At 65.5% G+C, this 25,231-nt stretch carries 16 protein-coding genes; 11 read left to right on the top strand and 5 right to left on the bottom strand.

Annotation, left to right across the window (positions count from 1 at the left end):
- Positions 1–233 precede the first annotated feature (233 nt).
- The 6 genes from IE307_RS18825 (at position 234) to IE307_RS18800 (ending at position 15,017) form a co-directional block, all read left to right on the top strand.
- Positions 234–3,167, top strand: coding sequence for an NACHT domain-containing protein (locus IE307_RS18825; RefSeq protein WP_191299274.1), 2,934 nt, complete (start codon positions 234–236; stop codon positions 3,165–3,167).
- Between the two features lie 137 nt (positions 3,168–3,304).
- Positions 3,305–4,249, top strand: coding sequence for a hypothetical protein (locus tag IE307_RS18820; RefSeq protein ID WP_191299273.1), 945 nt, complete (start codon positions 3,305–3,307; stop codon positions 4,247–4,249).
- A 320-nt stretch (positions 4,250–4,569) separates the two neighbouring features.
- Positions 4,570–9,765: a sacsin N-terminal ATP-binding-like domain-containing protein gene (locus tag IE307_RS18815; RefSeq protein ID WP_191299272.1), complete on the top strand. Its 5,196-nt coding sequence runs from the start codon at positions 4,570–4,572 to the stop codon at positions 9,763–9,765.
- Positions 9,766–11,011: 1,246 nt separating this feature from the next.
- Positions 11,012–11,437: a phosphatase PAP2 family protein gene (locus IE307_RS18810; RefSeq protein WP_191299271.1), complete on the top strand. Its 426-nt coding sequence runs from the start codon at positions 11,012–11,014 to the stop codon at positions 11,435–11,437.
- Complete coding sequence (locus tag IE307_RS18805; RefSeq protein WP_191299270.1) at positions 11,434–11,583, top strand: hypothetical protein; 150 nt, start codon at positions 11,434–11,436, stop codon at positions 11,581–11,583. Before IE307_RS18810 ends, IE307_RS18805 begins: the two co-directional genes overlap by 4 nt.
- Before the next feature lie 227 nt (positions 11,584–11,810).
- On the top strand, positions 11,811–15,017 hold the full coding sequence (locus IE307_RS18800; RefSeq protein ID WP_191299269.1) for an AfsR/SARP family transcriptional regulator: 3,207 nt from the start codon (positions 11,811–11,813) through the stop codon (positions 15,015–15,017).
- Here IE307_RS18800 and IE307_RS18795 read toward each other — a convergent pair.
- On the bottom strand, positions 15,014–16,102 hold the full coding sequence (locus IE307_RS18795) for an IS630 family transposase (protein ID WP_191299268.1): 1,089 nt from the start codon (positions 16,100–16,102) through the stop codon (positions 15,014–15,016). The two genes, IE307_RS18800 and IE307_RS18795, sit on opposite strands and share 4 nt — an antisense overlap.
- Before the next feature lie 123 nt (positions 16,103–16,225).
- Here IE307_RS18795 and IE307_RS18790 point away from each other — a divergent pair, with 123 nt between their 5' ends.
- The gene (locus IE307_RS18790) at positions 16,226–18,343 is read left to right on the top strand and encodes a tetratricopeptide repeat protein (RefSeq protein WP_191299267.1); all 2,118 of its coding nucleotides are present in this window, start codon (positions 16,226–16,228) and stop codon (positions 18,341–18,343) included.
- 6 nt (positions 18,344–18,349) lie between these two features.
- Here the strand turns inward: IE307_RS18790 and IE307_RS18785 are convergent, their stop codons facing one another.
- The 4 genes from IE307_RS18785 to IE307_RS46800 form a co-directional block, all read right to left on the bottom strand.
- Positions 18,350–19,474 carry a HesA/MoeB/ThiF family protein gene (locus IE307_RS18785; protein ID WP_229904848.1) on the bottom strand — a complete coding sequence of 375 codons (1,125 nt, stop codon included), beginning with the start codon at positions 19,472–19,474 and terminating at the stop codon, positions 18,350–18,352.
- Positions 19,471–19,626: a hypothetical protein gene (locus IE307_RS46805; RefSeq protein ID WP_229904847.1), complete on the bottom strand. Its 156-nt coding sequence runs from the start codon at positions 19,624–19,626 to the stop codon at positions 19,471–19,473. The genes IE307_RS18785 and IE307_RS46805 overlap by 4 nt, the downstream gene beginning before the upstream one ends.
- A 333-nt stretch (positions 19,627–19,959) precedes the next feature.
- Positions 19,960–22,353, bottom strand: a complete 2,394-nt coding sequence (locus tag IE307_RS18780) for an SAV_2336 N-terminal domain-related protein (RefSeq protein ID WP_229904846.1) — start codon at positions 22,351–22,353, stop codon at positions 19,960–19,962.
- Positions 22,354–22,399: 46 nt separating this feature from the next.
- On the bottom strand, positions 22,400–22,570 hold the full coding sequence (locus IE307_RS46800) for a hypothetical protein (protein WP_229904845.1): 171 nt from the start codon (positions 22,568–22,570) through the stop codon (positions 22,400–22,402).
- A gap of 27 nt (positions 22,571–22,597) precedes the next feature.
- Between IE307_RS46800 and IE307_RS46795 the strand changes: the two genes are divergently transcribed.
- The 4 genes from IE307_RS46795 (at position 22,598) to IE307_RS18765 (ending at position 25,117) form a co-directional block, all read left to right on the top strand.
- Positions 22,598–22,801 carry a hypothetical protein gene (locus IE307_RS46795; RefSeq protein ID WP_229904844.1) on the top strand — a complete coding sequence of 68 codons (204 nt, stop codon included), beginning with the start codon at positions 22,598–22,600 and terminating at the stop codon, positions 22,799–22,801.
- Between the two features lie 15 nt (positions 22,802–22,816).
- A complete protein-coding gene (locus IE307_RS18775; protein WP_229904843.1) occupies positions 22,817–23,929 on the top strand; it encodes an integrase core domain-containing protein in 1,113 nt (370 codons plus the stop codon).
- 98 nt (positions 23,930–24,027) lie between these two features.
- The gene (locus tag IE307_RS18770) at positions 24,028–24,606 is read left to right on the top strand and encodes a Crp/Fnr family transcriptional regulator (protein ID WP_268250387.1); all 579 of its coding nucleotides are present in this window, start codon (positions 24,028–24,030) and stop codon (positions 24,604–24,606) included.
- A 190-nt stretch (positions 24,607–24,796) separates the two neighbouring features.
- Positions 24,797–25,117 carry a hypothetical protein gene (locus IE307_RS18765; protein WP_191299264.1) on the top strand — a complete coding sequence of 107 codons (321 nt, stop codon included), beginning with the start codon at positions 24,797–24,799 and terminating at the stop codon, positions 25,115–25,117.
- The last annotated feature ends 114 nt before the right edge of the window (positions 25,118–25,231 follow it).

Below are 25,231 nucleotides of genomic sequence, written 5' to 3'. Positions count from 1 at the left end.
CCGTTGGACCTGACCAGATCGAACGCCTCGTGGTACTCCGGCGGGGCCGTCTCGGCCGGACTCCTCCACGAGTATCGGCATGCCGCTTGACCTGTGCGGACGTAATTTTCGGCACGCACACGGCTTGCAGACTGCGCCGCCCGCACTATCAGCATTCGTGGTAACGCATGCGGATCGGCTGCCGAAGGAGTGGTCATCGGCACACGCCGTGTCGGGGGAGGTGCGACCAAGCAGTGCGCAGATGGCTATTCGGATTGGGTTCTGCGGTACTGACCAGTGCCTTAGGGACGTTCATCAACTTGGCTACCGACGCCGACAGCAAGCCGTGGACGTGGTTCGTGGTGGCCGGGGTCACCCTTCTCAGCGGCGCACTCACCGCCTACGCCATGCCCGCCGAGAGCGGCCAGGACGACATTCGGACCTTGCGTGACGTCACCGAAGCCAATCTACGAGCCCTGGCAGACCACAGTGAACTTCCGACTCGTGGTGTTGGCCGATCCCAGGTGAACCGTGCCGAGCTGCAAGAGCTGCTCCGCACTGAGGGCAGCTTCGTGATCACCGGGGAGCCCGGCAGCGGCAAGTCCGGTGCGTTGCACGGGATCGCGGAGCACTTGCGGCGACAGGACGAGGACGTCGTGCTGCTGACGGCCGAGACCCTTGGCGAGGCACCTGGACCGGTGCGTGGCGACGTGACACTGACTCGCCCTGCGCTCGAGTTGCTCAACGGCTGGCAGAGTGAAGGGCGTGGCACGCTGCTGATCGACGGGCTGGACGCATCAAGGCAGGGTTCGCTCACCTGGCTAGCGAACCTTGTCGGCGATTTGAACGGGTCTCGCTGGCGGACCATCGCGACGATGCGCCGCTTCGATCTTCGCTATGCCACGGTGTGGCGCAACGCGTTCGCCGGGGTGCCGATCTCGGCACGTCGCGCACGACGTGACCCGGAACTCCGCGATGTCAGGCACATCGTCCTCGGCGACTTCTCCGTCGAGGACCTCGAACGGCTGGCGGCCGCGGACTCCACTGTCCGGGCGATCGTCGAGCACTCCGACGAGGACTTCCTTCGGCTGGTCAGGAACCCATTCAACCTCAGGCTCGCGTGTCAGCTGCTTCCGGCCGCCGAGCCGGTGACCGCACGCGATCGGCTCGACCTGCTCCAGCGGTACTGGCGCACGCGGGTGCTGGACCAGCCGGACGGCGAGGAACGCGGCCGGGTATTGGGTGCGGTGAGCCAGGAGATGGTGAGGCAGCGGGCGCTGCGGGTGCCGTCGTCGGTCGTGCCGGAGTCGTTACTGGCCGCCCGGCGAGCGGTGCTGCGCGATGGCGTGCTGAGGGAGAGCCAGGCGCGGCTGGCGGTGGGAGGAACAGAGATGCTGGTGTTCTCCCACCACGTCCTGTTCGACTACGCCGTCGCGGCGCTGCTACTGGCCGAGGGCGACCGGTCGCGGCTTCGCGATGCGCTCGACGGGGATCCGAACCTCGTGCTGGTTGCGCGTCCCAGCATCGACCTCCACGTGGCTGCCGTGTGGCACGCCGACCACACTCGGCAGGCGTTCTCGCACGTGATGATCGGCTTGGCCGAAGCGGGTCACAGCATCGCTGGCGTCGCGGCCGCATCCGTGCTGGTGCGCGAAGCACGTCGCAGCGAGGACCTGCGGTGGATGACCGAGCTACCGGCTGGTCCTGAGTACAGCGCGATCATCGGCTGGATCGCGGGAGTGATGAGTGCCGTCGAGGACAGGGTGAAAGAGCACGTTCGTGGCGTAACGACGCTGTGGGCCTCAATCCTGGCCGCCGTGGGAACGAGCCTCGCCAGCGAATTCGACCACGACCTCGCAAGCCAGTCTCTCCGGCTGATGCGCGCCCTGGACGACCTGGAACCGCTCGGGCCGGGCGTTTCCGGGGCCGAGGACCGAGCATCGTTCCTGGTCAGGTTGATGACGGCCGCGCTGCGACAGCCTGCCGAACGCGAATGGTACGGGCAGCAGGTGGCGCGCTACCTGCCACGGACCTTGGGGGTGAGCCCTGAACCGGCGAACGTCCTACGACGCACACTCACCCCGGAGATCATGGGCGGATGGCTCACGCGCTACCTCGACTTCTACGTGGACAACATCGCGCTGATCGCTACAGCGGACGCTCAGTTAGCAGAGGACGTGCTGCTGTCGTCCTGGCGTCTTCATGATGACAGCGAGGCAGTCACACCGGTGTCGCAGGGCGTTGTGGCGATCACGAGCACACGTAAGCAGGATGTCGCGCACCTCAAGTGGTTGATCGGACAGAAGTTCGAGGCATACCTCGCTGCGGTGGGACTTGAGCGAGCTGTTCCGGTGCTGGCCACTGTGACCACTGCCGAGGCGCCGTATCTGCTCACGTCCGCTTCGTCCTATCCGGTGGAGGCAGGGGCGGCCAGCGGTCGTGTCGACGTGGTGGTGGGGTCGCTGAGACACACCGTCTCTCGCGAGTCGCCGACGATCGTGGCCGCTTTCACCGAGGCCATGCGGGCGAGCAAGATGTCCGGCGCCGATGCTGACCGATTCGTGACTGCCGTCGTGCTATCGATCAGGCACCCGGAGGCCTGGAGTGGAGTTCTGCACGCGGCCGCCGAGAACTTCGATGTACTGGGCCGCGCGTTCGTTCCCGCCTTGCTGGCTGGCGGGCTATTCGTCCACTCGGGCACGCGCGAGTCCGCCTGCGCACTTGTGCGGGCCGCGGCATCACGACTCTCGCCGCCGGAACACGGCGTTCTAGTCGCGGCGATCCAGAGTCTTCCTGTAGACGTGGCGGACAACGTTGTCGAGCTAACCGAGGTTGCCGAGCTAACTGTGGTCGCCGAGCAACTCCCGCTCACTGTCGTTGACGTGGATGAAGCAGCGGTGCCGTTGCCTGCACACGCGGTCGACGAAGCGCTCAAACAAGCGATCGACGCAGCAAGCGTCGACGATGCGGAACCACGCTTGGTTGATGCGCTGGAGGCCGAGTTGTGGCGCGCTGTCCACGACGAGCCGGAGGAGTACACCGAAAGCCTCGTCATCTGGGCGGCCGACGTGCTCGTCGCACATCGCCGACCGAAACCCGGTACACCACTGGGCGAGCTCGTCGTCAAGCTCTGCCTGGCGGCCGCGGAGACGACGTCCTCCGAGGACGGAGCGGTGGAACAACAATGATGTCTTGGACCCCCACATCCCGTCGCAGGGCGACATCTGGACTCGTCAACCTGTGGTGCAGCGCGGATTGGCGATCATCAGAGCATGGCGAGAAGATCAGGTACCGCCTGCTGGACGCCTTAGCTGACGGAGACCCAGTGATCCGGTGGTACGCCGCACATGCCGTGGAGTTTCTCGGCGACGGCGAGTCGGAAAGCCTGGAACTTCTCCGCATACGCTTGCTTGCTGAGCGGCATCCTGAGGTGGCGGCGGTGTTGATGCGGCGGATTGCGACGTTCCGGGACTCGTTTTATGAGAGGGTCGACGCCATGCTCACTGCTGTGCTCGACGTCGAGCACTGGCGGACTGTGCTACAGGCGAAAACCGGCGAAGGCCACGACGACCGTGTCGACGCGCTCGGCGATTTGGCGCTATATCTGGCTTTGCGATGGCAGACGCCCACTGCGACCGCACTGGCTCGCAGCTGGTTCGGGTCTCCCTCGGACACCGATGCAGCGATGCAGGTGGTGCGGTTGCTTCAGCCGTGGCTGAGGCTCGGTGACGACTGGGCCCAGGAACGCACTCGTGCGTTCGACCTGCTGAAGCTTGGCGCGGCGGCGCTCGAGCAGTTGCGCGCTACGGATCAGACAGCCCGGTATGTGCACCGGTGTGCCGATGTGTTGGTCTCTGAGATCTACTTCGCGTCAGGTGCGCACACGAACGGTGACGAGCCGGCTCGGGACCCTGATCCCGGGTTCGCCCGCGAGGCGTTCGCCGCGCTGGCTCTGCTGATCGGGTTCAAGAGCCCTTCGACCGTGCACCACGCTGTCGGGACACTGGCGCATCTGGCGCCGGTCGAACCTGCTCGGGCTCTGCATCTGGTCCAGGACTACGTGAAGTCTGGTGACGCCTACACCTACGACCCGATGGCATCGGACGTGGTAATTGAGCTCATCAAACGCTATCTCGCAGAGTTCCGCGACCACCTGACCTCTAACGCCGATCTGCTTACCGCGATTCATTCGTTGCTCGATGCCTTTGTACGCGTTGGCTGGCCTGACGGTGTGGCTCTGACCTACCGGCTGGGTGACGCGTTCCGTTGACGATGTCGGGCTGGCAGCGGTTTCAGTAGTCCAGTCAACGCGAGGAGGCGATTGAAGGCGGGCAATGCGGTCTGCCTGAGAACACGCTATCGCACAGCAACAGCGTGTGGTGGCTGCCTTGACGGCGGGTCGCGGTTCTCGTTGGCGGAGCCAACCGCCCGGCGTTCTGCCGGGCTGAGTGTGTCGCGAGGCTTTGCTGACGTGCGCGCGGGTCTGGGCTGGCAGGCCGGACTGTGAGTAACGCCGTGATGAGTCTTGTCGATGCCTGGTGCGTGGACTCGGCGGATGATCGATCTGTGGACGGAACTGCCTTAAGGGTCTTGGCGCAGGCCGAGAGCGTGGTGCGCCTGTACCTCACGGGAGTGGAGCTCGGCCAGCCCGCTACCCGCGAGCAGAAGGAGTTCATCGAGGGCATCATCGCGTCGGACTACGACGGACGCACGGTCGTTGAGTTGTTGCAGAACGGCCACGATGCGCATGACGCCGATCGCACGGACGGCAAGCTTGAGCTGTTCCTCGATGCGTGTGAAGGCGAGCACGGCGTTCTTTACGTCGCCAACGAGGGCAGTCCTTTGGCGGACCGGGACTTTACCTCGATGTGCCGGGTGGCGATGAGCAGCAAGCGGCCGGATCAGGGCATCGGGAACAAGGGCGTAGGTTTCAAGAGCGTGCTGCAGCTCTCGGAGAGCCCGGAGGTGTACAGCGCCGTTCACGAGGGCGCGGGACGATTCGACGGTTACCGGTTTCGCTTCGCCAGACCAGCCGACTTCGACGACCTCGCGGCCTCGGTGGCTCCGGATCGCGTCGGCTTGGCTGACGAGCTGCGGGAGAACGTCGCCACATTGAAGGTTCCGTTTCCTCTGCCCGACGTGCCGCCCCACGTCGAGGCGTTCGCACAACGTGGTTTCTCGACGGTCGTTCGCTTGCCGATTCGCTCCGTCCACGCGATGGATCGTGCCAAGTCCGAGCTCGTCGAACTGGTCTCTGGGGACGTCCCCTTCCACCTTTTCCTGGAGCGAGTCGGGGAGATCTTGGTCTGGTGGCGTGATGCTGACGGCTCGGAAGACGGACAGCTTCTGACGCGGTCGATCGTGCCGTTGCCCGGCGTGGACGACATCACCGTCGATGAAGCGACGGTCCAGGACGACACGAAGTTCCTGGTGTTGCGGCGAACCATCCCCGAGCCCGCGATAACCGAGGCCATCAAGCGCAGCAGGATCGACGGACGGCTCAGTTCGGGATGGGAGCGCTGGGAGGGAGACGGTGAGGTCAGCGTCGCAGTGCCTCTCGGACAGGCATTGCCACAAGGCCGCCTGTACACGTTCCTCCCGATGGGGCCAGAAGCCTGCGGGCCGCTCCCGGCGTTCGTGAACGCTCCCTTCTTCGCCCGGCTCGATCGACGCAGCCTGAACGAGTCGCTTCCCCTCAACAGCTTCCTGCTCAACGAGGTCGCCCGGCTGTGCGCGGACGCGATCACAGCCGCCTGCAGCGGCGAGCTGGACCTGCCCGACGAGGTACTGCTCGATCTGACGTGCTGGACCGCCCAGGCGCTGCCGCGCTTGAAGGCGGCCTTGGCGGACCATGACGTCGCTCTGGAAGAGTTGCCCGTACTACCGGCGCTGGGCTCGGCGGGAAGGGTCGAGCTGAACGCCGGCTGGCTCTGGAACCTCAGTGGAACGGTGTTCACCGCCGAGGCCGTTGCCGCAGCGGGCGTCGACGAGCTGATACGTCCGGACCTCGGCCCGGAGCGCACCGCCCGGATTAAAGACCTGGCAGCGGGCCTCAATATCCCGATCGTTCCCAGGCAGGGAGAGCTGGCTGAGTTCGCTGGACTTCTCGCAGAGTCCTTTGTCGACCGCAAGGTTGGCCTTGCGGCGTGGGCTGACCTGTACGACGACCTGAGCGCGGCGGTTCCCGACGGAAAGGCGTTGTCCGGTCGGAATGTTCTGATCGGCGAAGACGGCGACCTGCTGGTTGCCGGGGGCGACAGCGGCTCGAGGACTGTGTACTTCGGCCGCGTGCACGGTGAGGGGACTACCGGCGCGGGCCCTCTGTCGGCAGCGGTGCGAGACCGGCTGGCGTTCATGCCTGCTGATGTCCCGTGGCTGAACAGCGATGGCCGACGGCGGCCTGGCCGCGGTTGGCTCGATGCGCAGAACCTCGTCCGCGAGTACCGCACCGACGCCCTGATCGAAGTTGTCGGTCAAGCGATGCGCGGGCCCGAGGACGACGACTCACGGAAGGCCTGCCTGCGGTTCGCCTTTGACGTCTGGCGTGGCGCCGTGCGAGAGATCGCCGCGGAGGTGATGAAGCAGGCCCGCTTGTTGCTCCCCACGACGAGCGGCTGGAGCGAAGCGGGGGAGACCTACTTCGGAACAGGCTGGGAAGGGCCTGCCGCCGACACCGACCGGTTGCTGGCCAGGCTCGTCGCGCGCGGGGGACAGGTGTCGCAGCCGTTGGCGGACATCGCAAGCCACACTTTGGTCTCCCCGCAGGAAGTTCTCAGGTCCCGTGTGGATGGTGACGACCTGCTGAGGTTCGTTGAACTTCTGGGCGCACAGCACGGCCTCGCGCCCCGCTACTTTCCTGCGCGGTCCTTCCTCAGTCCGGGCAACAGCGTGGCGAATCCTCGTACCGCCGGTCACTTCAACGTCGCGATGAGTGAGGCTGATCAAGCGCGGTGGCGAGAAATCGCCGATCGGTGGCCGAAGCGGCAGCCGACCTTCTTCGGAGTTCCGTACTCACCGACAACAGGTGTGGCGGTGCTTCCGGGACAGCGGGACTGGGACAGCTTTGATGACGAGACCCGAAGGTGGTACGCCGAGCTCGTCTTCCGTGGCCTCGACACGTGGCCGGACAAGGCGCTGGAGTTCCACTTCGGACGTTCTTCGGACGGCGTTCAGGTCGCCTGGCCCACCTTCATCGCCGCGTTCCTCGCCACGGTTTCCTGGATGCCGCAGACGACACCCGGCCAGCGCACCACGGTCACCTTGATGCCACTCAGCGAAGCCTGGATGCTGCGCGACGCCGAGACGCCGGACTATCTCCGAGCACAGCCGGCCGCCTTCCGGAACCTCGCCACACCGCGCGTTCTGAAGCGGCTCGCCAAGGTGGGCGCACGATTCTGGGACGATGCCGCGAGCGCCGCTGAGCGCTTGCTCGAGTTGCACGAACTCGTCCACCTTCATGGCGTAGGCACTCGGGGGCAGCTGATGACCGCCGTGCGCAAGGCCTACGAGACGGCGTGGCGCGACCTTTGCAAGAACGGACAGCCGCCACCGCACACCGTTGTGGTGAGTACGCAAGGCCGCTTGGCGCTGACGGACCTGAACGAGGGCGACGAGGTCGTTTATGCCTGCGAGGAAGATGGAACAGCACAGGAGAGACTGCTGCGCCAGGCACCGGTACCGGTGCTCGCGATCCGGGACCGCCGGCTGGCCAGGCGCGTGCGGACACTTCTTCAGGACAAAGGGATCTCGCGGCTGCAAAGCACAGCGGCCGCGAGCATCGAGGTCCTGGTCGATGGTGTCTCCGCGGCCACGGCGCCGTGCCGCCCCCTTCACGAGGTAGGCGGAGATTGGCTGCCGTTGCTGGTGCTTGCGGTCATGGAGTTTCAGTACCAGGGCTTTGCGTCTGTGTCGGCGGAGCAGCTGTCCGAAGCAGCACGACGCTTAGACGCCGTCACCGTGGTGGTCGCCGACTCCGTCAACACCGTTGTCGATGGCCATCATGTGGACGATCGGTCGGGACCCCGCTCGTTTCTGTTGGTCAGCGACGCCTCGGCGCGTGCGGTGGTCGCAGGAGTTGACGGCGCGCGACCGTGGGCGGTCGTGCAGGCCTCCAGCGCGGCCTTGGCAGAGCTCATCGAAATGCCGTTGATCGCGGACAGCATCCGGCTGGCGCTGCTCGACCTGCAGCGCGAGTGCGGGGATCGAACGCCGACGAGGAACGATCTCGCGAGAACTCTCCGAATCGCGCTCGACGATCTGGAAGGACTCGCGCTCCAAAGCTCCGCCGCACGGTCCGACGTCTCGGCGGTTGTTGCTGTTCTGGCATGCATCGACATCGCGGTTGCCGAGGAGTTGCAGGGAATAAGCGCGCCGTTCACGACCCGCGACGAGCTGCACTCCTGGCTTTCGGAACGGACCGAGAAGGCCGAGGCTGTCCTAGAGCTGGCGGAGAAGGGCGACCTCCTGGAGGCCACCCTGTACCTGAACGTGGACCTTTCCGCCGCCAACGCCGGACTCCGCGCCATGGGGCTGCCCGCGCTGCACAACGCCGCCGGACATCAACGGCAGTTTGACGCGTACGTCCAGCAACACCGAGCTGAGCTGCTTGACCGGCTCCGCGACCGCTTCATCCCGACCGCACGTCACGGAGAGTCGCTGGCCGACTACCTCCGTCTTCGAGATCTGCCGGGACTCCGACCGGACGACGCCTGGTTGGACGGCTTCTGGGATGTACCGGCGGATCTGCCCGGGAGGCAGATGGACGCATGGCTCGACGAGGTGTGTCCACAGAATGAAAACGTTCAGGAGGCGTTGCCTCCGGTGAACGATCTGCGCGACGCCGGCCGCCGGACGATCACCAGCGTCATCGGCAACGTCAGAGTTCTCGTCGAAGCATGGCTGCACCGCAACTCCGGCGGCGAAGGACCACGACCAGGGGACGCCGGAACGGTGGTCGAAGCCATGACCTCGGCAGGGCGATTGGACTTCGGCCGACTCAAGCCGCACGACGTTCTCGCGTGGCTGCGAGCCCACACCCGCTGGCCCGCCGCGATGCCGCTTACCACCAGCAGGGCAGACCTCTCCCTGTCAGAACAGGACATCGCCGATGCGGCCGTGAGGTTGCAAAAGGACCGCGACTTCCGCCACCGCGAAGCGACCTACGTGCGTTACGGAGCCCACACCTTCAGCGACGAACCGGCAGACCTGATGAAACTCATCGAGGAGGTGCGCCGGGACATCCCTGACACGGCGTTGGCGGTAGCGGCATCACCGACGACGTTGCTCGTGGCGCCTGCCGCGGGCGGCGCGTCGCAGCCCGGCGGTCGCCGGATCGGCTCGTGGCGCGCGACGAGCGCACCTCCCGAGAAGTTAAGGACGATCGGGCTCGCCGGAGAGGCGTTCGTAGCGGAGTGGCTGCGCCACCGGTTCGGGTTGCCTCCCGAAGACACCTGGGAGTCAGGATTCCGCGCCGACGTGTTCGCAGACGGCAGGGGCGACGACAGCCTCGGCTACGACTTCCGCGTTGCGACACCGGAAACGACCTGGCTGTTCGAGGTCAAGTCCACCACAGATGACGTTCCGCAGCTCGCTTTGGGCGAGTCCGAGGTTCGCAGAGCAGGTGACCTGGCTCCGTACGAGCAGTACCTCATCGTCTTCGTGACGCACGTCCTGGATCCGGCGAGGCGCAGAATCCATGTCCTCCCGAATCCTCTAGAGCCTGGAGGAATGCGCTACTACCGTGTCGCCGGCCGATCAATGCGGCTGCAGTTCGACCTGGGCGACTGAACCGACCACGGCACCGAAGGATGCGGATCGCCGGTACACTTAAGGGTTCTGCTGTTCATCGTTGGGGGTACCGTGGTCGATGAAGGCCGTTCAACTCCGACCACACCAGAAGTCGTCAACAGCGTCATGGGGGTTGTGGGGGCCCTGGTCCAGGCCCACTCCATTCACGGGAGCGTGCACATCCATTCGGTCGCTGAGCCGGGAATCCTCCCGAAGCAGTTGCCTCCGGCACCGGAGCACTTCGTCGGTCGCGTGCACGAGCTGTCGCGGACAAATGTGCGGGCACCCTCGCGGTGGTCGAGGTCGAGCGCGCGTGCGCCCGACTGCTCGCCAACCAGTGGCGCGGCACGGACGCGGCGGCGTTCGACGGTCTCGCCGCCGTGGTGACCCGCGCGGACCGCTGGGCCCGTGCAGGAAGGTGTGGGTGAAGAGTTGGTCAATCAAGTCCGCGAGCAACGCCTGCAGATTCACTATGACGATTACCGTCTTGAAATTCGACCCGCACCACTAATGCTGAAAACTGTGGAACCTGCTCGTCGTTCAGTTCAGCCAGCGCTCGCGTTGGATTGGTGTGTTGGCGTAAAAGTGGCCGAAATATGAATTACCCCACGGGATTCTGGTGAATCCCGTGGGGTAAGAGAATGTCCGAGGGGACTTGAGTCCCCATATGTAGCAAGCTTGCGCAGTTTGTGTGTTCATGCGCTATTGGATAGCTCGAACCTAGTATAGAGGGCCAGTCGACACTAATCAATCTTTCGGGCTGATCTGTTCGACCGCCCGCTGATCTGGAATCAGACCCATCTGCGCCAGGCGTTGCGTGAGTACGAGCGGCGCTACAGCGAGCGCCGAGCCCCCGACCGCTCGCTGGCCTCACCCTATGCAAGGTCGGCCTCTGGCTAGGGAACCCGCTCAGATCGAGCGGGTTGTCATAGACCCGCATGATCTTCTCGGCGGAGTCATCCGCGTGTATCGCCATTTGCCTTGACCTGCATGGACGTAGTTTTCGGCACGCACAACGCGCTGCATGAGTATTAGCAGCACTACAACGAGCACTGCACCCACCGATCCCTCGCCGCCGCAGCACCCTTGCGAGCCCGGCACCCGCCCCTCGGGCCTGACCAGATCGAACGCCTCGCGGCATTCCGACGCGACCATCTCGGCGGAGTCCTCTGCAAGTATCGGCATGCCGCTTGACCTGTGCGGACGTAATTTCCGGCACGCATAGGGCTCCGCGCCGGTCTACGTCGTGCTGTTCACGACCATCGGAGGCTGGTTGCTGTACCGGCGGAGATGGCGCGAGGCGGTGTTCGTCGCCGTCGCGGAAATCGGCGGCGGCCTGCTCAATAGCCTGCTGAAGGCAGTGGTGCACCGCCAACGCCCGGTCGTGGCGGACCCGGTGGCGCACGCGAACGGGCTCAGCTTCCCCAGCGGTCACGCCCAGTCGGCGGCGGTCGCCGCGACAGTGCTGCTCGTCGTCTTCGCGGGCGAGCTCAACCGCACCGGGCAGATCTACCTCTGCGGTCTCGCCGGGCCGGCCGTGGCACTGATCGGGTTCTCCCGCGTCGCACTGTTGGTGCACTACGTCTTCGACGTGCTGGTCGGCTACTGCTCCGGGATCGCCTGGGCGAGTTGCGTGTGGCTGCTGACGCACAGGGCATGGTCGGACCGATGAAGGTCCTCGTGGTCGACGACGCGGCCGGGTTCGCAGCCGCGTTGCGCGACGAGCTGGAAGCCGAGGAACACACCGTCGGCCTCACCGGCGAAGTAGGGGAAGGCTGTGGTTCGCTCGTGTCTACTCTTATGACGTCATCGTTCTGAGCCGGATTCGTGCTCCTGGCTTGGCCTTGAGCCGCAGGCCCTGGAGGTCGGTGCCCTGTTCGTGTGGGTTTCAGAACTCCGCACTCATGCATTGAGCCGCAGTGATCTTGTTCTGTTGTACTCAGGGCATGATTGTGGGCGCCGTGAGGGACGATGGTTCAACAGAATGTCCCAGCAAGCATGCGCAGCACCGGTAACTCCACAGTTCCAGATGAGACCATTCGGTGGTGGTCAGCCGTCGCGACCAGGCTTCCGCAGTGGTGCCCACATTGCGGCACGCTCACTGGCGTCCGAACGATCATCGCGGTCTGCTGGTACGCCGCGACGAGGTACTGGTCCTCGTCAGCCAGCGCGGTTGGTTCCGCAAACAGCACAGCAGCTACGCACGTGGCACTGGAGGGTGTCGAATGGGCTTTCGGTTGTTGGGGCCGGTGGAGATTCGCGACGAGATGGACCGCCTTGTGCCACTGAGAGGCCAGAGGGACCGAGCCCTGCTCGCGCTGCTGTTGCTCAACGCCAACCGCGAGGTTCGGAAGGAATCCTTGGAGTCCGATCTTTGGACTGGTCGGCCGCCGAAGGACGGACTCGCCGACTACATCAAGAGCTTGAGGCGCGTGCTGCGGGAGACGTTCCGAGAGTCCGTGGGCCTGCCGAGGATTCGCGAGGCGAGCAAGCTCGTCGTCGACGAGAGCGAAGTGGATCATCTGCGGTTCCGTGCCCGCCTGGACAGCGCGCGTGGCCATGCCGACCCTGAACATGTCGTGCGTGAGGTCCGTGCGGCTCTGGGGGAGTGGCGGGGAGAGGCTCTTCAGAACCTGAACGACGATGTGGCCTGGGTGGTTGAGCATCGTGCCCACCTCAAGCGTCAGCGCCGAGAGGCCTGGGGGCTGTTGATCCAGGCGGAGCTCGAGTTGGGACGGCACACGCAGGTGCTCGGCGAGATTAGGGAGCCGCTGGCCGACTGGCCGGAGGACGAGGCCCTGGTGTGCTTCTACATGTTGGCGTCCTACCGGGCTGGTAGCCCGTCAGACGCGTTGGAGGCCTATCGGAAGTTCTACGCGAGGCTTCGCGACGAGTCAGGCGTCGAGCCGTCGTTCGCGCTCAGCACCCTGCACCAGCGGATCCTGAGCGCTGATCCCACACTGGACCTGCCCGTCGTCGTCAACTGGCCGGTTGGTGTGGTGGTGAGCCTGCCTCAGCGGCCGTTGTTGCTGGGGCGTGAAGACGACCTCACGGCGCTGCGAGCGTCGCTTTCGCCGGGCTCCTCGACCGATGTTGTCATGGTGAGCACCGCGGTGAGCGGACTGGCTGGTGTCGGTAAGACCACCCTCGCCGTGTTCGTGGCGCACGAGGTGCTGGAGGCTGGCTGGTTCACCGGCGGCGTGCTGTTCCTCGACATGCGCGGATACTCTCCGATCCCCCTGGTCGTGGAGGAGGCGCTGCTCGCTCTGTTGCTGCAGCTAGGCGTGCCATCCGACAGGATTCCGGTCGACGGCCAGGACAGGGAGGTGCGCTACCGCGCCGCGCTGGCCGACCGTACCGCGAAGTGCGAGCGTCTGCTAATCGTCGCGGACAACGTGTCTAGCAGTGAACAGGTGCGCGCGCTCATACCAGGTACCTCTGAACACCGGCTGCTGATCACCACCCGCAACCGGCTGGCTGACCTCGACAACGCTCGCCTGCTGACCGTGGACGTCCTCGCGCCCGCGGACGCGATCGCCGTGCTGGACTTACATCTGCGTTCGGCGTTGCCGGCAGATGTGAGGATCGCTGGCGAAGCGGACGCCGCCGCGGAGGTGGCGCGGTTGTGTGGCTATCTGCCGCTGGCGCTGCGAATCTGCGCGGCGTTGCTGGCTTCCGATCCCGCGCAGCCGGTCGCCGAACTGGCGGAGGAGCTCGAGAGTTCCAGTAGTCGCCTGAGAACACTGGATTACGGCGGCGCGCTCGCCGTACGTGCTGCCTTCGACCTGTCCTACGAACGGCTCACCCCCGAGCAGGCCCGCCTATTCAAGTTGCTGTCCCTGAAGACCGGTCGACATGTCAGCAGCGAAGCGGCGAGCGCATTGGGAGGACTGACATCACGTGACGCGCGTCGACTGCTGCAAGAGCTCCAACGTGCCCACCTGATCGACTCCGCAACGGCACGAGGCTGGTGGAGTTTCCACGATCTGATCGATTTGTATGCCAGCGAACGTGTCAACCAAGAGCACTCGCCGGAAGAGCGTGACGAGGCGTTGGTGCGGCTGCTCGACCACTACTTGAAGGTTTCCCATGCGGCAGCCGACCACCTCGACCGACGCGCGGCGGCCACTGCCAGGTCGGCGCGGTTCGGCGGCCGCGAGCAGGCATTGGCGTGGATGGAGGCCGAGCGGGACGCTTTGGTCGGTGCGGTCGCGCGCGCCCATGAGGGAGGACACAACTGGCTTGCGTATTCGATCGCCGAGCAGATTGATCCGTACTTCGTGCTGAAGAAGCACCCAGCGGATTGGGTTGCGACCCAGCAACTGGCGTTGGCGGCGGCCCGCAAAGAGGGCGACGTCCGCGCGCAGAGTTCGGCTTTGAACAACCTCGGGCACGCGTACCGGTTCACCCGGTCGTTCGACGAGGCCATCGCCTGTCACCTCCAGGCGCTCGCCATCCGAAGGGATACGGGCGACCGCCCCGGCGAGGGAATGACCTTGAACAACCTCGGCATGGCCTACCGGGAGCTTCGTCGGTTCGACGACGCCATCGGTTGTTACCTGCAGGCGATCGACCTTCGCCGCGCGGAGAAGGATCTGCTGGGAGAAGCGACCGCTCTGAACAACCTGGGGGCGTCCTACTGGGCGATCCGAAGATTTGAGGACGCGGTCGAGTGCTACGAGAGCGCTCTAGCGATCCGCGAGAGGACCGCAGATCGCCGAGGCGAGAGCATCACCCTGAACAACCTCGGAGTGGTGTACCGGGAGTTGCTGCGGTGGCACGACGCTGTTGACTGTCTGACCAGGTCTTTGCTGATCCGGCGTGAGGTCGGTGATCCCCAGGGCGAGGGCGACACCCTCAACAACCTGGGCCTGGCCCACCGCGACCTGGGACGGTACGCCGACGCGGTTGGCTGCCACCGGCAGGCGCTGCCTCTCTATGAGCAGTCTTCGGACCGCAGGGGAGAAGGAGTCACTCTCAACCATCTGGGGGTGGCGCTGGCGGCGCTGGAGGAGTTCGACGAAGCGATCGACTGCCATCGCCGATCGCTGGCCGTGCTCTCCGAGATCGGGGATCGGCAGCGGGAAGCGATGGTGATGCGCGAGATCGGGAAGATCCGCCGGACGTTGGGAGATCCGTGCGGGGCGAGGCAGTGGTGGGAGCGCGCGCTAGAGGCGTTGTATGGATTCACCGACGACGGTGTGCGCCACCAGGCGACCGAGATCCGGGCATTGCTGGACGGCCTGACCTAGTGTCCTGAGTCGTTAATTCGCTGGCAGTAGGCGGCGAGGGACTCGAGGATCTGGTCTGCGGTGCGGGTCCAGACGTAGGGCTTGGGGTTGGTGTTCCACTGCTCGATCCAGCTGCGGATGTCCTTCTCCAGTGCGGTGACCGAGCGGTGGACGCCCCGGCGCAGCAGCTTGACGGTGATCTCGGCGAAGAAGCGTTCGACCAGGTTGAGCCAGCTCGAGCTGGTCGGGGTGAAGTGCAGGTGGAAGCGTGGATGCTTGAGCAGCCATGTCCTCACCGCGGGTGTCTTGTGAGTGCTGAGGTTGTCGAGGATGACGTGGACGTCCAGGCCGGCGGGCACGTTGCGGTCGATGGTGCGCAGAAACGCCAGGAACTCCTGGTGCCGGTGACGGCGTTTCACCGCGCTGATCACCTGTCCGGTGGCGATCTCCAGCGCGGCGAACAGGCTGGTGGTGCCGTGCCGGATGTAGTCGAAACTCTGTCGCTCGGGAACCCCGGGCAGCATCGGCAGTACGGGCGCCGAGCGGTCCAGTGCCTGGATTCCGGTTTTCTCGTCCACGCACAACACCACCGCTTTCGCGGGCGGGTCGAGATAGAGGCCGACGACATCGCGGACCTTGTCCACGAACAGCGGATCCTTGCTGATCTTGAAGGTGTCGATTTTGTGCGGCTTGAGGCCGAAGGCCCGCCAGATCCGTGAGACCGCCGACTGCGACATCCCGACCCGTGTGGCCAGTGATCGGGTCGACCAGTGCGTCGCGTTGGCCGGCTTGCTCTCCAGTGTCGTGACCACGATCTGCTCGACCTGATCGTCGGTGATCGTGCGCGGACGGCCCGGCCGCGGTTCGTCCGACAACCCGTCCAACCGGTCGCGCAGGAACCGGGCCCGCCAGGTCGCCACCGTCTGACGGCCCAGGTTCAACCGTTGCGCCACAACGGTGTTCGACTCACCGGTCTCGGCGCATGTCAGCACGATCCGGGCTCGCAACGCCAGCGCCTGCGCGGTCGTTCGCCGACGCGTCCAGCCCTCCAGGACTCGACGCTCGTCATCGGACAAGGTCAGCGGCACCAATTTCGGGTTCGGCACCAGCACAACCTAGTGCTGATGCCGAATTAAAGACTCAGGACACTAGTGCCTCGCTCGTCCGACTGGGTGGAGTCCTGCGGACAGCGGTCGTGTGACGGGTCGCTGCGGTGGAACGTGCAACGTATGAGCGACAAGGGCCGTGTGTGGAACCGGGTCGTCGGCAACGTGACCGGAGCGGTGGTTCAGGTCGAGAGCATCGGCCACCTGGTGCTGCCCACGCCCCGTCCGGCATCGGAAGTGCCCATACCGCGTCAGTTGCCGCGAGTCGCTCGTGACTTCACCGGTCGTGGCGGGGAACTGGCCGCACTCGACGCGTTGCTCGAACCTGAGGGCGACGAACCGGCAGGGCCGGTGGTGGTCGTCGAGGGAATGGCGGGAGTCGGCAAGACTTCTCTAACGGTGTATTGGGCGAGCCGCGCACAGGAGAGGTTTCCTGATGGCACGTTGTTCACGGACCTGTGCGGGCACGGATCAGGCTCACCACTTGACCCGGACGAGGTGCTCGCCGACTTCCTGCTCGCTCTGGGCGTGCCCCCGGACGCCGTGCCGGTGAACGGCGCCGCGCGGGCTGGGCTCTACAGGTCGTTGCTCGCTCAGCGAAGAGTGTTGGTGGTGCTGGACAACGCGGGGTCGGCTGCGCAGGTCCGTCCTCTGCTCCCTGGCTCGCCCGGCTGTGCCGCCGTGGTGACCGCGCGGGGCGGAATGGCTGGCTTGATTGTCAACGACGGTGCCGTTCTGGTGGAGGTCGGGATCTTTTCCGAGCCGGAGGCGGTCGCGTTGGTGCGCCGGATTGTGGGCACGGTCCAGGCGGATCTGGAGCAGAACGCGGTGGCCGTCCTGATCGGACTGTGCGGTCGTCTTCCCCTTGCTCTGCGCATCGCGACCAGCCGGGTGGTGACCCACCGGCGTGGCGCGGTGGAAGGTGTGGTGGCCGAGATTGCCGAAGATCGGTTGGGCGCTCTCGACGTGCCGCATGACGAGCGAAGCGCCGTGCGTACGGTTTTCGACTGGTCGTACGCCAAACTGCCGTCCCGGCATGCGCGGTTGTTTCGGCTGCTGGGCCTGCATCCGGGACCGGAGTTCGGTGTGCACGCCGCCGCTGTCCTGGCGAACGTCGATTACAAGGTCGCGTACCGATGTCTCGAGGCGCTGGTCGACCTGCACCTGATCGAACGGGCGGAGGACTCGAGGCGGTACCGCATGCACGATCTTCTGCACGTATACGCCAGGGAACGCGCGCTTCACGACGAACCTGACTGCGGGACGCCGTTCTCCCATTTGCTCGTCTGGTACGCGGCCACAGCACAGGCCGCCGACGAGGTGGCGTTCCCGGGGCCGTCCCGAGCCAACGTGGACCTTGCTCCGGTCGGCCCGCCTCTCGATCTGCCTGATCGCGCGGTGGCGTTGGCATGGTTGACCTCGGAACGGGCGACGTTGATCGCCGCGCTGTACGAGGCCGCCTCCCTCAGCATCCACCAGCCCGTGATTGCCCTGGCGGCCGCGGTCCGGTTTCTCGCCGTGGCCGGCTCAGGCGCGTTGCCGTTGCGTCTGGAGGCGGAGACGATCGGGGTCGCCGCCGCGCGAGCTCTCGGGGACCGGCAACGGGAGATGGTGCTCTTGTGCCGACGCGGGGACACGTACCAGAACCTCGGGCGTTGGCAGGACGCCGATGCCGACTACGGCCGGGTGCTTGGCATGGCCGAGGCTTCGGATGACTCGATTCGCGTTCTGGAAGCGTTGTGCGGCATCGGGTTGACGTGCAAGCGGCGCGGCAGGTACTTGGAAGCGTGGGAGCGCTACATTCAAGCGTTGCCATTGGCGCGCGGTGCGGGGGAGTGGGCGGAAGCCGTGGTCGAGTGCAACCTGAGTCAGCTCAGCAGTCGGCTCGGTCGTTATCGGCAAGCGTTGAGGCACGCTGACCGGGAGCTGGAACTGCGCAGGCGACTCGCTGATCCTGTCGGTGAGGCTCTGGCCTTGTGCGACGCGGCACTGGCGTGGCAGGGGCTCGGACGTCACGACGCGGTGATCCGGCTTTGCCACGACGCGATCACCCTGTACGAACGGCACGGAGGCGTCGGTGTAGCAATCTCCCTGCCCATGGAGCTCATGGCTTTTTCTCTCGAGAGCACAGGAGAACCTGTCGAGGCGAAGCGTCACCTGAGCGCTGCCGAAGCCATCCTCCGCAGGTTCGGGGATCCGCATGCCGAGGAGTTGCGTACGAGGGCCGATCTGAGGGAATGAGATCATTCAAGCGCTGCGGCCGCAGGTGGGGCAGTCGGGCCTCGGCTCGGCCGGCCCGATCCGGTGGATGTCGTTCAGTGTCACTAGGTTGACGGTGTACTGGCAGTTGGTGGGCAACTCGGGTATTCCCGTGATCGTGGACATCGCGGCGTGCGCGATCAGGTGCCCGGCCATGCCGGCGGTCACGGCGTTGGCGGCGGCGTAGTGCGCGACGCCCGCAGACGGTGACCAGGACGTCCGTGGTGGGAGTGCCGCGAGGCGCTCGCGCTCGGCAGCCCGCCCGCAGTCGTAACAAGGCCCGACGCCAGGCAGGTAGATGCCGACGGTGGGTCGCGGCCCAACATAGCCGCCGTACACCCACGGTGTCCTGGTTGCGTGGCATGCCTGGTTGGCCCACGACCGGATATCCTCGGGCCGATCGGCTGTGAGCACCAGAACGTCGCTGTACGCGGCGAAACGTCGTAGGACATCCACGCCATCAATGGTCGTCTGCTCGCCGGTGACGAGTACGTCGGAGTTGTACTCCCGCAACCGTTCCACAGCAGCGTCCGTTTTGGGCCAGCCGATGTGGCGTTCCGTGTAGAGGACTTGCCGGTTGAGGTCGGACAACTCGACGTGGTCGCGGTCGACGCAGTGCACATGTCCGACACCCGACATCACGAGTGCCAGAGCAGCGGTTGCTCCAGCGCCACCGACTCCGATCACAGTCACCCGTGCGCCCCGCAGCCGGAGCTGCGCTTCCCAGGTCGATCGGAACGAGGTGCGCGTCATCCAACGGATCAGCGAGTGACCGCGACTGTAGCGGTCGCGTTCGCTGTCGCTGAGTCCAGCCGGGTCAGCCTCGTCGGCGTCCTCGAGGTAGCCGGCTGCAGCGAAGAAGCGGACAGCCTTGCGCACATGGCTCTCCGGGTGAGCGGGGAAGCGGGGGACGAGGTTGTTGACCACCTGCTCGACTGTCCTCGAACCGTCGAGAAGCGTCAGCAGCGCCCACAACCAGCCGTCCACGTCACGGACGTCGATTCCGATCCCCTCGATGTCACTGCCGATCCGGACGGTATCGCATCCGTGGCGGACCGGCCGGTGCTCGAACTTGACCCTGGGACGGAGCCTCTCCGCTCCTTCGACGTTCACCCCGACAACCCGTCGCTGCCGCAGAAGCTCAGGTCCCTGCCCACGGCCACGAACGCGATCACCAACTCTGCGTCCTCCTCCGAGGGAACGACCTCGTGCGGTGTCACCGGCCCGTTGGGCCGGTAAAGGGCACATAGTTGGTCAAGCGCCATGTCGTTCATCTCCGTCTCCGGCCTCTCCCTGAAGCCTGGGGTGAGCATCTCCGGCGAGGCGGGACAGAAACCGGGACGCGAACCGGAGGCAACGGACACGTCGTTGCCCCTTGTGGGGGATACAGGCGGACCTTCTGATCGATCCGCCGGACTGTTGGGCGTCGAAGTCAGACGTGCTGTACGCGGTCGACGAGGTGTGCCCAGTCGGCATGAGCCGGAGGCCGAGCCTCGTGACCCTCCGCTCCTCGTGGACGAGCACGGCCGGCCGCCGGTCGCGGGGATCAGACGCGAGGTCTTCGAGCTGTCGCAAATCGGCAGCGCTCAGCCGGAAACTCACCAGCCTGGTCGAGTCGATCTTGGCGATTGCCCACCAGCAGGTGGCCGCAGCGTGGTCACAGCCGATCGAGCGGAACTGCTCCTCGGCAGCGAGTAGGTCGCGCAGCGCTTCCGTCTTCTCGCGGGTGGCGAGATGCAGCTCGGCACGCACCTGGCGGGAACGCGCGACCACCTCGGGGAAATCCGCAGTGGTGATGACTGCCGTGGCGAACTCCTTGCCCTCGTTGTACTTCCGCGCCGCGAGGCACAGACGGGTCTGGAGCACGAGTCCGTCTCGGCGGATGTGCTGAGGATCTCCGCCACAGACTCTTCGAACAGCCTCAGGTACTCACTGATAGGCATACATGTGACCGCGCGCCAGGCTGCGGCCTGCTCGACGGCCAGTGGCAGGTCGCCGAGCTTCTCCGCGAGCACGTTGGCGTCCGTCTCGTCGATGTCCGGGCCGCGCTTGCCGAGCAGTTCGATGCTCTCCTTGCGGTCGAACACCGCGAGTTCCAGTGGCCGGGCGACTCCGGCCCAGTCCGGGTTGCGGGAGGTGATCAGCACTTCGCCGGGACCGTTGGTCGGGAAGAACGGGCGTGCTTCCTCTGGGCTCTCGGCGGCGTCGAAGACGAGCAGCCAGCGGCGGAACGGGCGGTCTACGCGCAGGGCTTCGCGAACGGCGGTGTTCGCCTCGGAGGTGCCGGGGAGGCCGAGTTGGCGGGCCAGTTCGGTGAGGCCGGCGCGGATCTGGGTCGGGCGGGCCGCCTTGATCCACCAGATCAGGTCGTAGTCCTGAAGATGGCGGTAGATGTACTCGGTCGCCATCTGGGTCTTGCCGATACCGCCCATGCCGTGCAGCGCTGACGGGAGCACTGCGGTGGCACCGCCGGCGGTCAGGCGTTTGCCCAGTTGTTCCAGCAGCTCCACGCGGCCGGTGAAGTTCGGGTTTCGCGGCGGGACATTTCCCCAGATGATCGGGGGATCAGCCGACCTTCGCTCGTGAAACGTCCGCGAACTCGAAGCGGGAAGAACCGTCATACCGCTCACCTCGGGGAGGTCGTTGTCGCGCGACCCTGCGAATTGCGCCGCGTCCGATACGGAATGCGCATGTGGTTCGGATGCCGTCGGCTTGCTGGTGCGCTCGGCCGCATCGGGCATTTCCTTGCTCGCCACCCTTGTTGTGCCGGACTTGGTTGTTGAAGCTGGCACGCCGTCGCGCGCCACCGCATTGCTCAGGCGATCCGCGCGCGACAGGTACGGACCCGACAAAGCCCCCATCACCGCACGCTGCAACCCGACCTCTGCGGCGTTCGACGGTGAGGGCACCGGGTCCGGTGCGTTGTCCGGATCCACGATGGCGTCCCTGAGCTTGCTCAGTACCGGAATTCGATCCCCGAATACCGCGGCAGCAGTTTGGACGACGCCCGCGGTTTCGGACCGCCGGGTGCCGTTGAGCAGAAGTTCTCGTACTTTCTCAGGAAAGGTGAAGGTAGAGGGGTCCCCTGGGGACTTGTCATCACCGGAATCCGGAGAGTAGGGCACAACTCCACTAAGGAGCAATTCGCTCAGGTGCTCGGTTTTCGCCTCTGGGACGAATCGATGGCGAATGAGTTTCACGACTTCGGGGTGGGCGGGAACGGCCGCGAGGCGTAGTGCGGGTGGTGAGGCAAGGCTTCTCAACCTGCCGACGTGCTCTTTCGCCGAGAGGTCGCCGTCCGGTGCGGGGGTGGTCTCGCGGGTGGCCAGCGACACCGTGCCGGCGGCCGGGCCGCGGTGGCCCGCGGTGATCAGGCGTGCCCACCACTTCAGGTAGCGAGGTTGCAGTTCGATCACCGGCACGGGCACGGCGCCGGTGCGCAGGTGTGCCTGCGGGTCCCCTTTCAGCCAGGCGTCGGGAAGGTCGTAGGTCCAGCGGCTGTTGGGTCGCATCGCGGCCGGCACGGTGAGGTTGGCGCGGTGCAGCGGTACAGAGCCGCGGCCCCACAACCACTGCGGCAGCAGGTGCAGCACGCTCACGGGCGTGGATCGCGCCCACCGCGCCAGCATCGGGTTGAGCAGGCCTGGCCGCCAGATGCCGTCGACACCGTCCGTGACGAGCAGCATGACCCTGCGGCCGGAGACGTCGAGCACCTCCGCCGGGTCGCGCGCGGGCGCACCATGGGTACCACCGCGCAGCACCAGGACCTCCGTGCCCTCCCCGTCGCGGACGACGTCGACCAAGCGGAACTGGATAGTGCGGAAGGCCTCGAGCCTCGCGAGCATCTCGAGGAACGCGACGACCTCGGGCCGCCACAGCGACATGGAGGGACTGTCGTCCAAGACGACGGTCAGATCGAGCCAACGCTCCGGATACGACCGGGTGATGGGCCACCACGTCCCGGTGTTCGCCATCTGCTCCGCGGTCGCCACCTCGTCCAGGACCGTTGAGCCGTCGCGGAAGGAGGGATCTCGCGCTTCAACGGCCGCAGCGCGCGGAAACACTCCAGCGTTCGGTGAGGGCGGGCGTCACCACGGCGGCCGGCGGGAGCTCCCCGCGTTCCTCGTCGTCGCGGCTCGGCGGGAGGTCGACGGCGTCGCCCGATCTCGGCACCGACTCGGCAACGGGCGTGGTCTCCGGTCCTGGCACGGGTTCGGACTCGGGTTCGCTCGCCGGGTGTTTCCAGCGGAGGTCCTGGCGGGGACGTTGGCGGCGACATCGGTGTCGTTCGACCTGTCGGTGTTCGAGATCTTCGCGCCGTTGTCGGTGGGAGGTACGGTGGTCCTCTCGCCGGACACCGTGCTGGACGTGGTCGAGCTGGATGACCTTGTGCGTGCCGAGAAATACGTCCGTGCAGGTAAGCAGGCATCGACATGCTAGCGATCATCCTCCGGCATGATCGCAGCCGTGCTGGTCCGCTTCACCTACCTCGCCGTATCCCACGCCTTCGCTGCGTTATGGCTGTTGCGCATGAGCGATCGTGAGAAGGACGTCGAGATTCTCGCTCTACGCCATCAGCTTGAGGTCCTGCGCAGACAGCTCGGCGATCAGCGCCCACGACTGAGGTCTGACGACAGGGCGTTGCTTGCTGCCTTCCTCGAGCCCTTAACCCGCGCGGCGTTACGCCGCTTCCGGCTGTTGGTCAGCCCGGACACGGTGCTGAGGTGGCATCGCGACTTGACGAAGGGTCGCCATGCCCGTGCGAACGTGAATCGGGCGCCCGGACGTCCACGCACGGGGGCTTCGATCCGCCTGCTCGTCCTACGGCTGGCGGCCGAGAACCCGTCGTGGGGATATCGACGTATCCACGGTGAACTCGCGCTCCTGGGTGTCGCGGTCGCCGCCTCTACGGTGTGGGAGATCCTCAAGACTGCCGGCGTCGTTCCGGCCCCGCGCCGGACAACCGTTACCTGGGTCGACTTCCTGCGCTCGCAGGCGGAGGCGATCCTGGCGATGGACTTCATCGAGACGGTCACGCTGACCGGCCAGCGCCAGTACATTCTCGCCGTCATCCACCACGCCAGTCGCCGTGTATGGATAGTCGGCACGACCGCGCACCCCACCCATGCCTGGGTCACCCAGGCGATCCGAAACTTGCTCATGGACCTCGAGGACAGCGGATACGTCGCGCAGATCAGGTTCCTCATTCGCGACCGGGACGGCAAGTACTCGGCACTGATCGACGAGATCCTCGGCGGCGCCGGGATCGCGACGATCCTGACCGGCGTCAGGGTGCCCCGCATGAACGCGATCATGGAACGCTGGGTCAAGACGCTGCGCGGCGAGCTTTTAGACCGCACGCTGATCTGGAACGAGGCCCATCTTCGGCGCGCGCTGCGTGAGTACGAGCGGCACTACAACGAGCACCGTACTCACCGATCACTCGCCGCCGCAGCACCCTTGCGAGCCCGGCACCTGCCCCTTGGACCTGGCCGGATCGAACGCCTAGCGGTGCTCCGACGGGACCGTCTCGGTGGAGTCCTCCACGAGTATCGGCATACCGCTTGACCTGTGCGGACGTAATTTTCGGCACGCACAGGGGTGCATGGCCTGGTCACAGTGCGCTGGCAAGGATTCCGAGGTCCACATTGGGCGCCTGGCTTGCCGTGGGTTCGTGGCGCACCTACAAGGCGGGGGAAGTCCTGCTGCGAGAGGGGGAACGAGCCGACAGCGTGCACCTCCTGATTGACGGCTGCGTCAAGGTCGTCAGCGAACCGCCAAAGGGGAGGGCGGCCTTGCTGGCGGTGCGCGGCGGTGGCAGCCTGATCGGCGAACTGGCCGCGTTGAACGGTGATGTCCGCTCGGCGACGGTCGTGGCGTGCAGCCGGAGTCCGGTGTGGACCAGGGAGATCTCGGTTGAGCGCTTCAACGCGGTGCTCGCGGAGGACGGAGCAGCGATGTCCGTTGTCGCCACCGCTGTCACCGGCAAGTTCCGGTCGGCGACGCGCCGCCGGGTGGACATGGCGCAACCACTGGCGCGTCGGTTGGCGAGAGTTCTCGTCGAACTGGTGGAGGAGCACGGGACCGCCCTCAAGCCTGGGGTCTACGTCATCGCCGTGCACTTGACGCAGGTGGAGCTCGGTTCGTTGATCGGCATGGCCGAATCCACCGTGTTCCGGCTCTTCCAGAAGTGGCGCAGACATGGAGTGCTGGAGCCTAGTGCTCCGCATGAAGTGCAGCGATGACTTTCGAGTGGCAGAGGTCCTCAGGTGCGGATAGCCGAACGAGTCGAGGAGCAGGGCGGCGCCGTTGTGTTCATGACTCGACAATCAAATATGCAGTTGATGCTGCAGAACGGGTCTCCCGTTGCCACAGGCTCCTGAATCCTTTGGGTGGGGCACAGGGCATCTGGCGCCATCAAGTAGCATCGCACCCATGGCTGATCTGTGTGTTGTTGGTGTTCCAGTAAAGGATCGAGCAGATCTGGAGGGCCTCGTCCGCAAAATTCCCGGTAGTGGTGATCCGTTTGAGAGTCAATTCTTTGACGGGGTTGCGTTCGTTGAGACGGTGGTTCCGATTGTCTTGTCGGGTGCAGCCTGGTTGACACTTCGGACTTGGATTCAAGCGCGTGCGGAAGTGCGCAAGGCCACGCGAATTTCCTATCGTGGATTTGAGTTCACTGCCGTGAATCCTGCGGATGCAGAGCGTATCTTGAAGGTTATTCTAGAGGCTGAAAAGTCATCCATTGAGGAGTGATGACCAATTCCGGGCGCTGCTTGGCGCCAGATATGGCGATGCCGGTTCAAGTTATGTTGACGATGAGATTTCCCGTAGATATGAAAGATGGGCAAGCCTAATCTGGGAAACGCT

It is taken from the genome of Lentzea cavernae, assembly GCF_014653695.1.
GTDB lineage: Bacteria > Actinomycetota > Actinomycetes > Mycobacteriales > Pseudonocardiaceae > Lentzea > Lentzea cavernae.
The sequence above is the reverse complement of the archived record's forward strand: the minus strand, read 5'-3'. Positions and strand labels throughout refer to the sequence as shown.

Excerpts from the sequence above, each read along its gene's own strand:
- IE307_RS18805 (WP_191299270.1), top strand. The coding sequence starts at position 11,434 with ATGAAGGTCCTCGTGGTCGACGACGCGGCCGGGTTCGCAGCCGCGTTG.
- IE307_RS18790 (WP_191299267.1), top strand. The coding sequence starts at position 16,226 with ATGAGCGACAAGGGCCGTGTGTGGAACCGGGTCGTCGGCAACGTGACC.
- IE307_RS46805 (WP_229904847.1), bottom strand. The coding sequence starts at position 19,626 with ATGGCGCTTGACCAACTATGTGCCCTTTACCGGCCCAACGGGCCGGTG.
- IE307_RS18775 (WP_229904843.1), top strand. The coding sequence starts at position 22,817 with ATGATCGCAGCCGTGCTGGTCCGCTTCACCTACCTCGCCGTATCCCAC.
- IE307_RS18765 (WP_191299264.1), top strand. The coding sequence starts at position 24,797 with ATGGCTGATCTGTGTGTTGTTGGTGTTCCAGTAAAGGATCGAGCAGAT.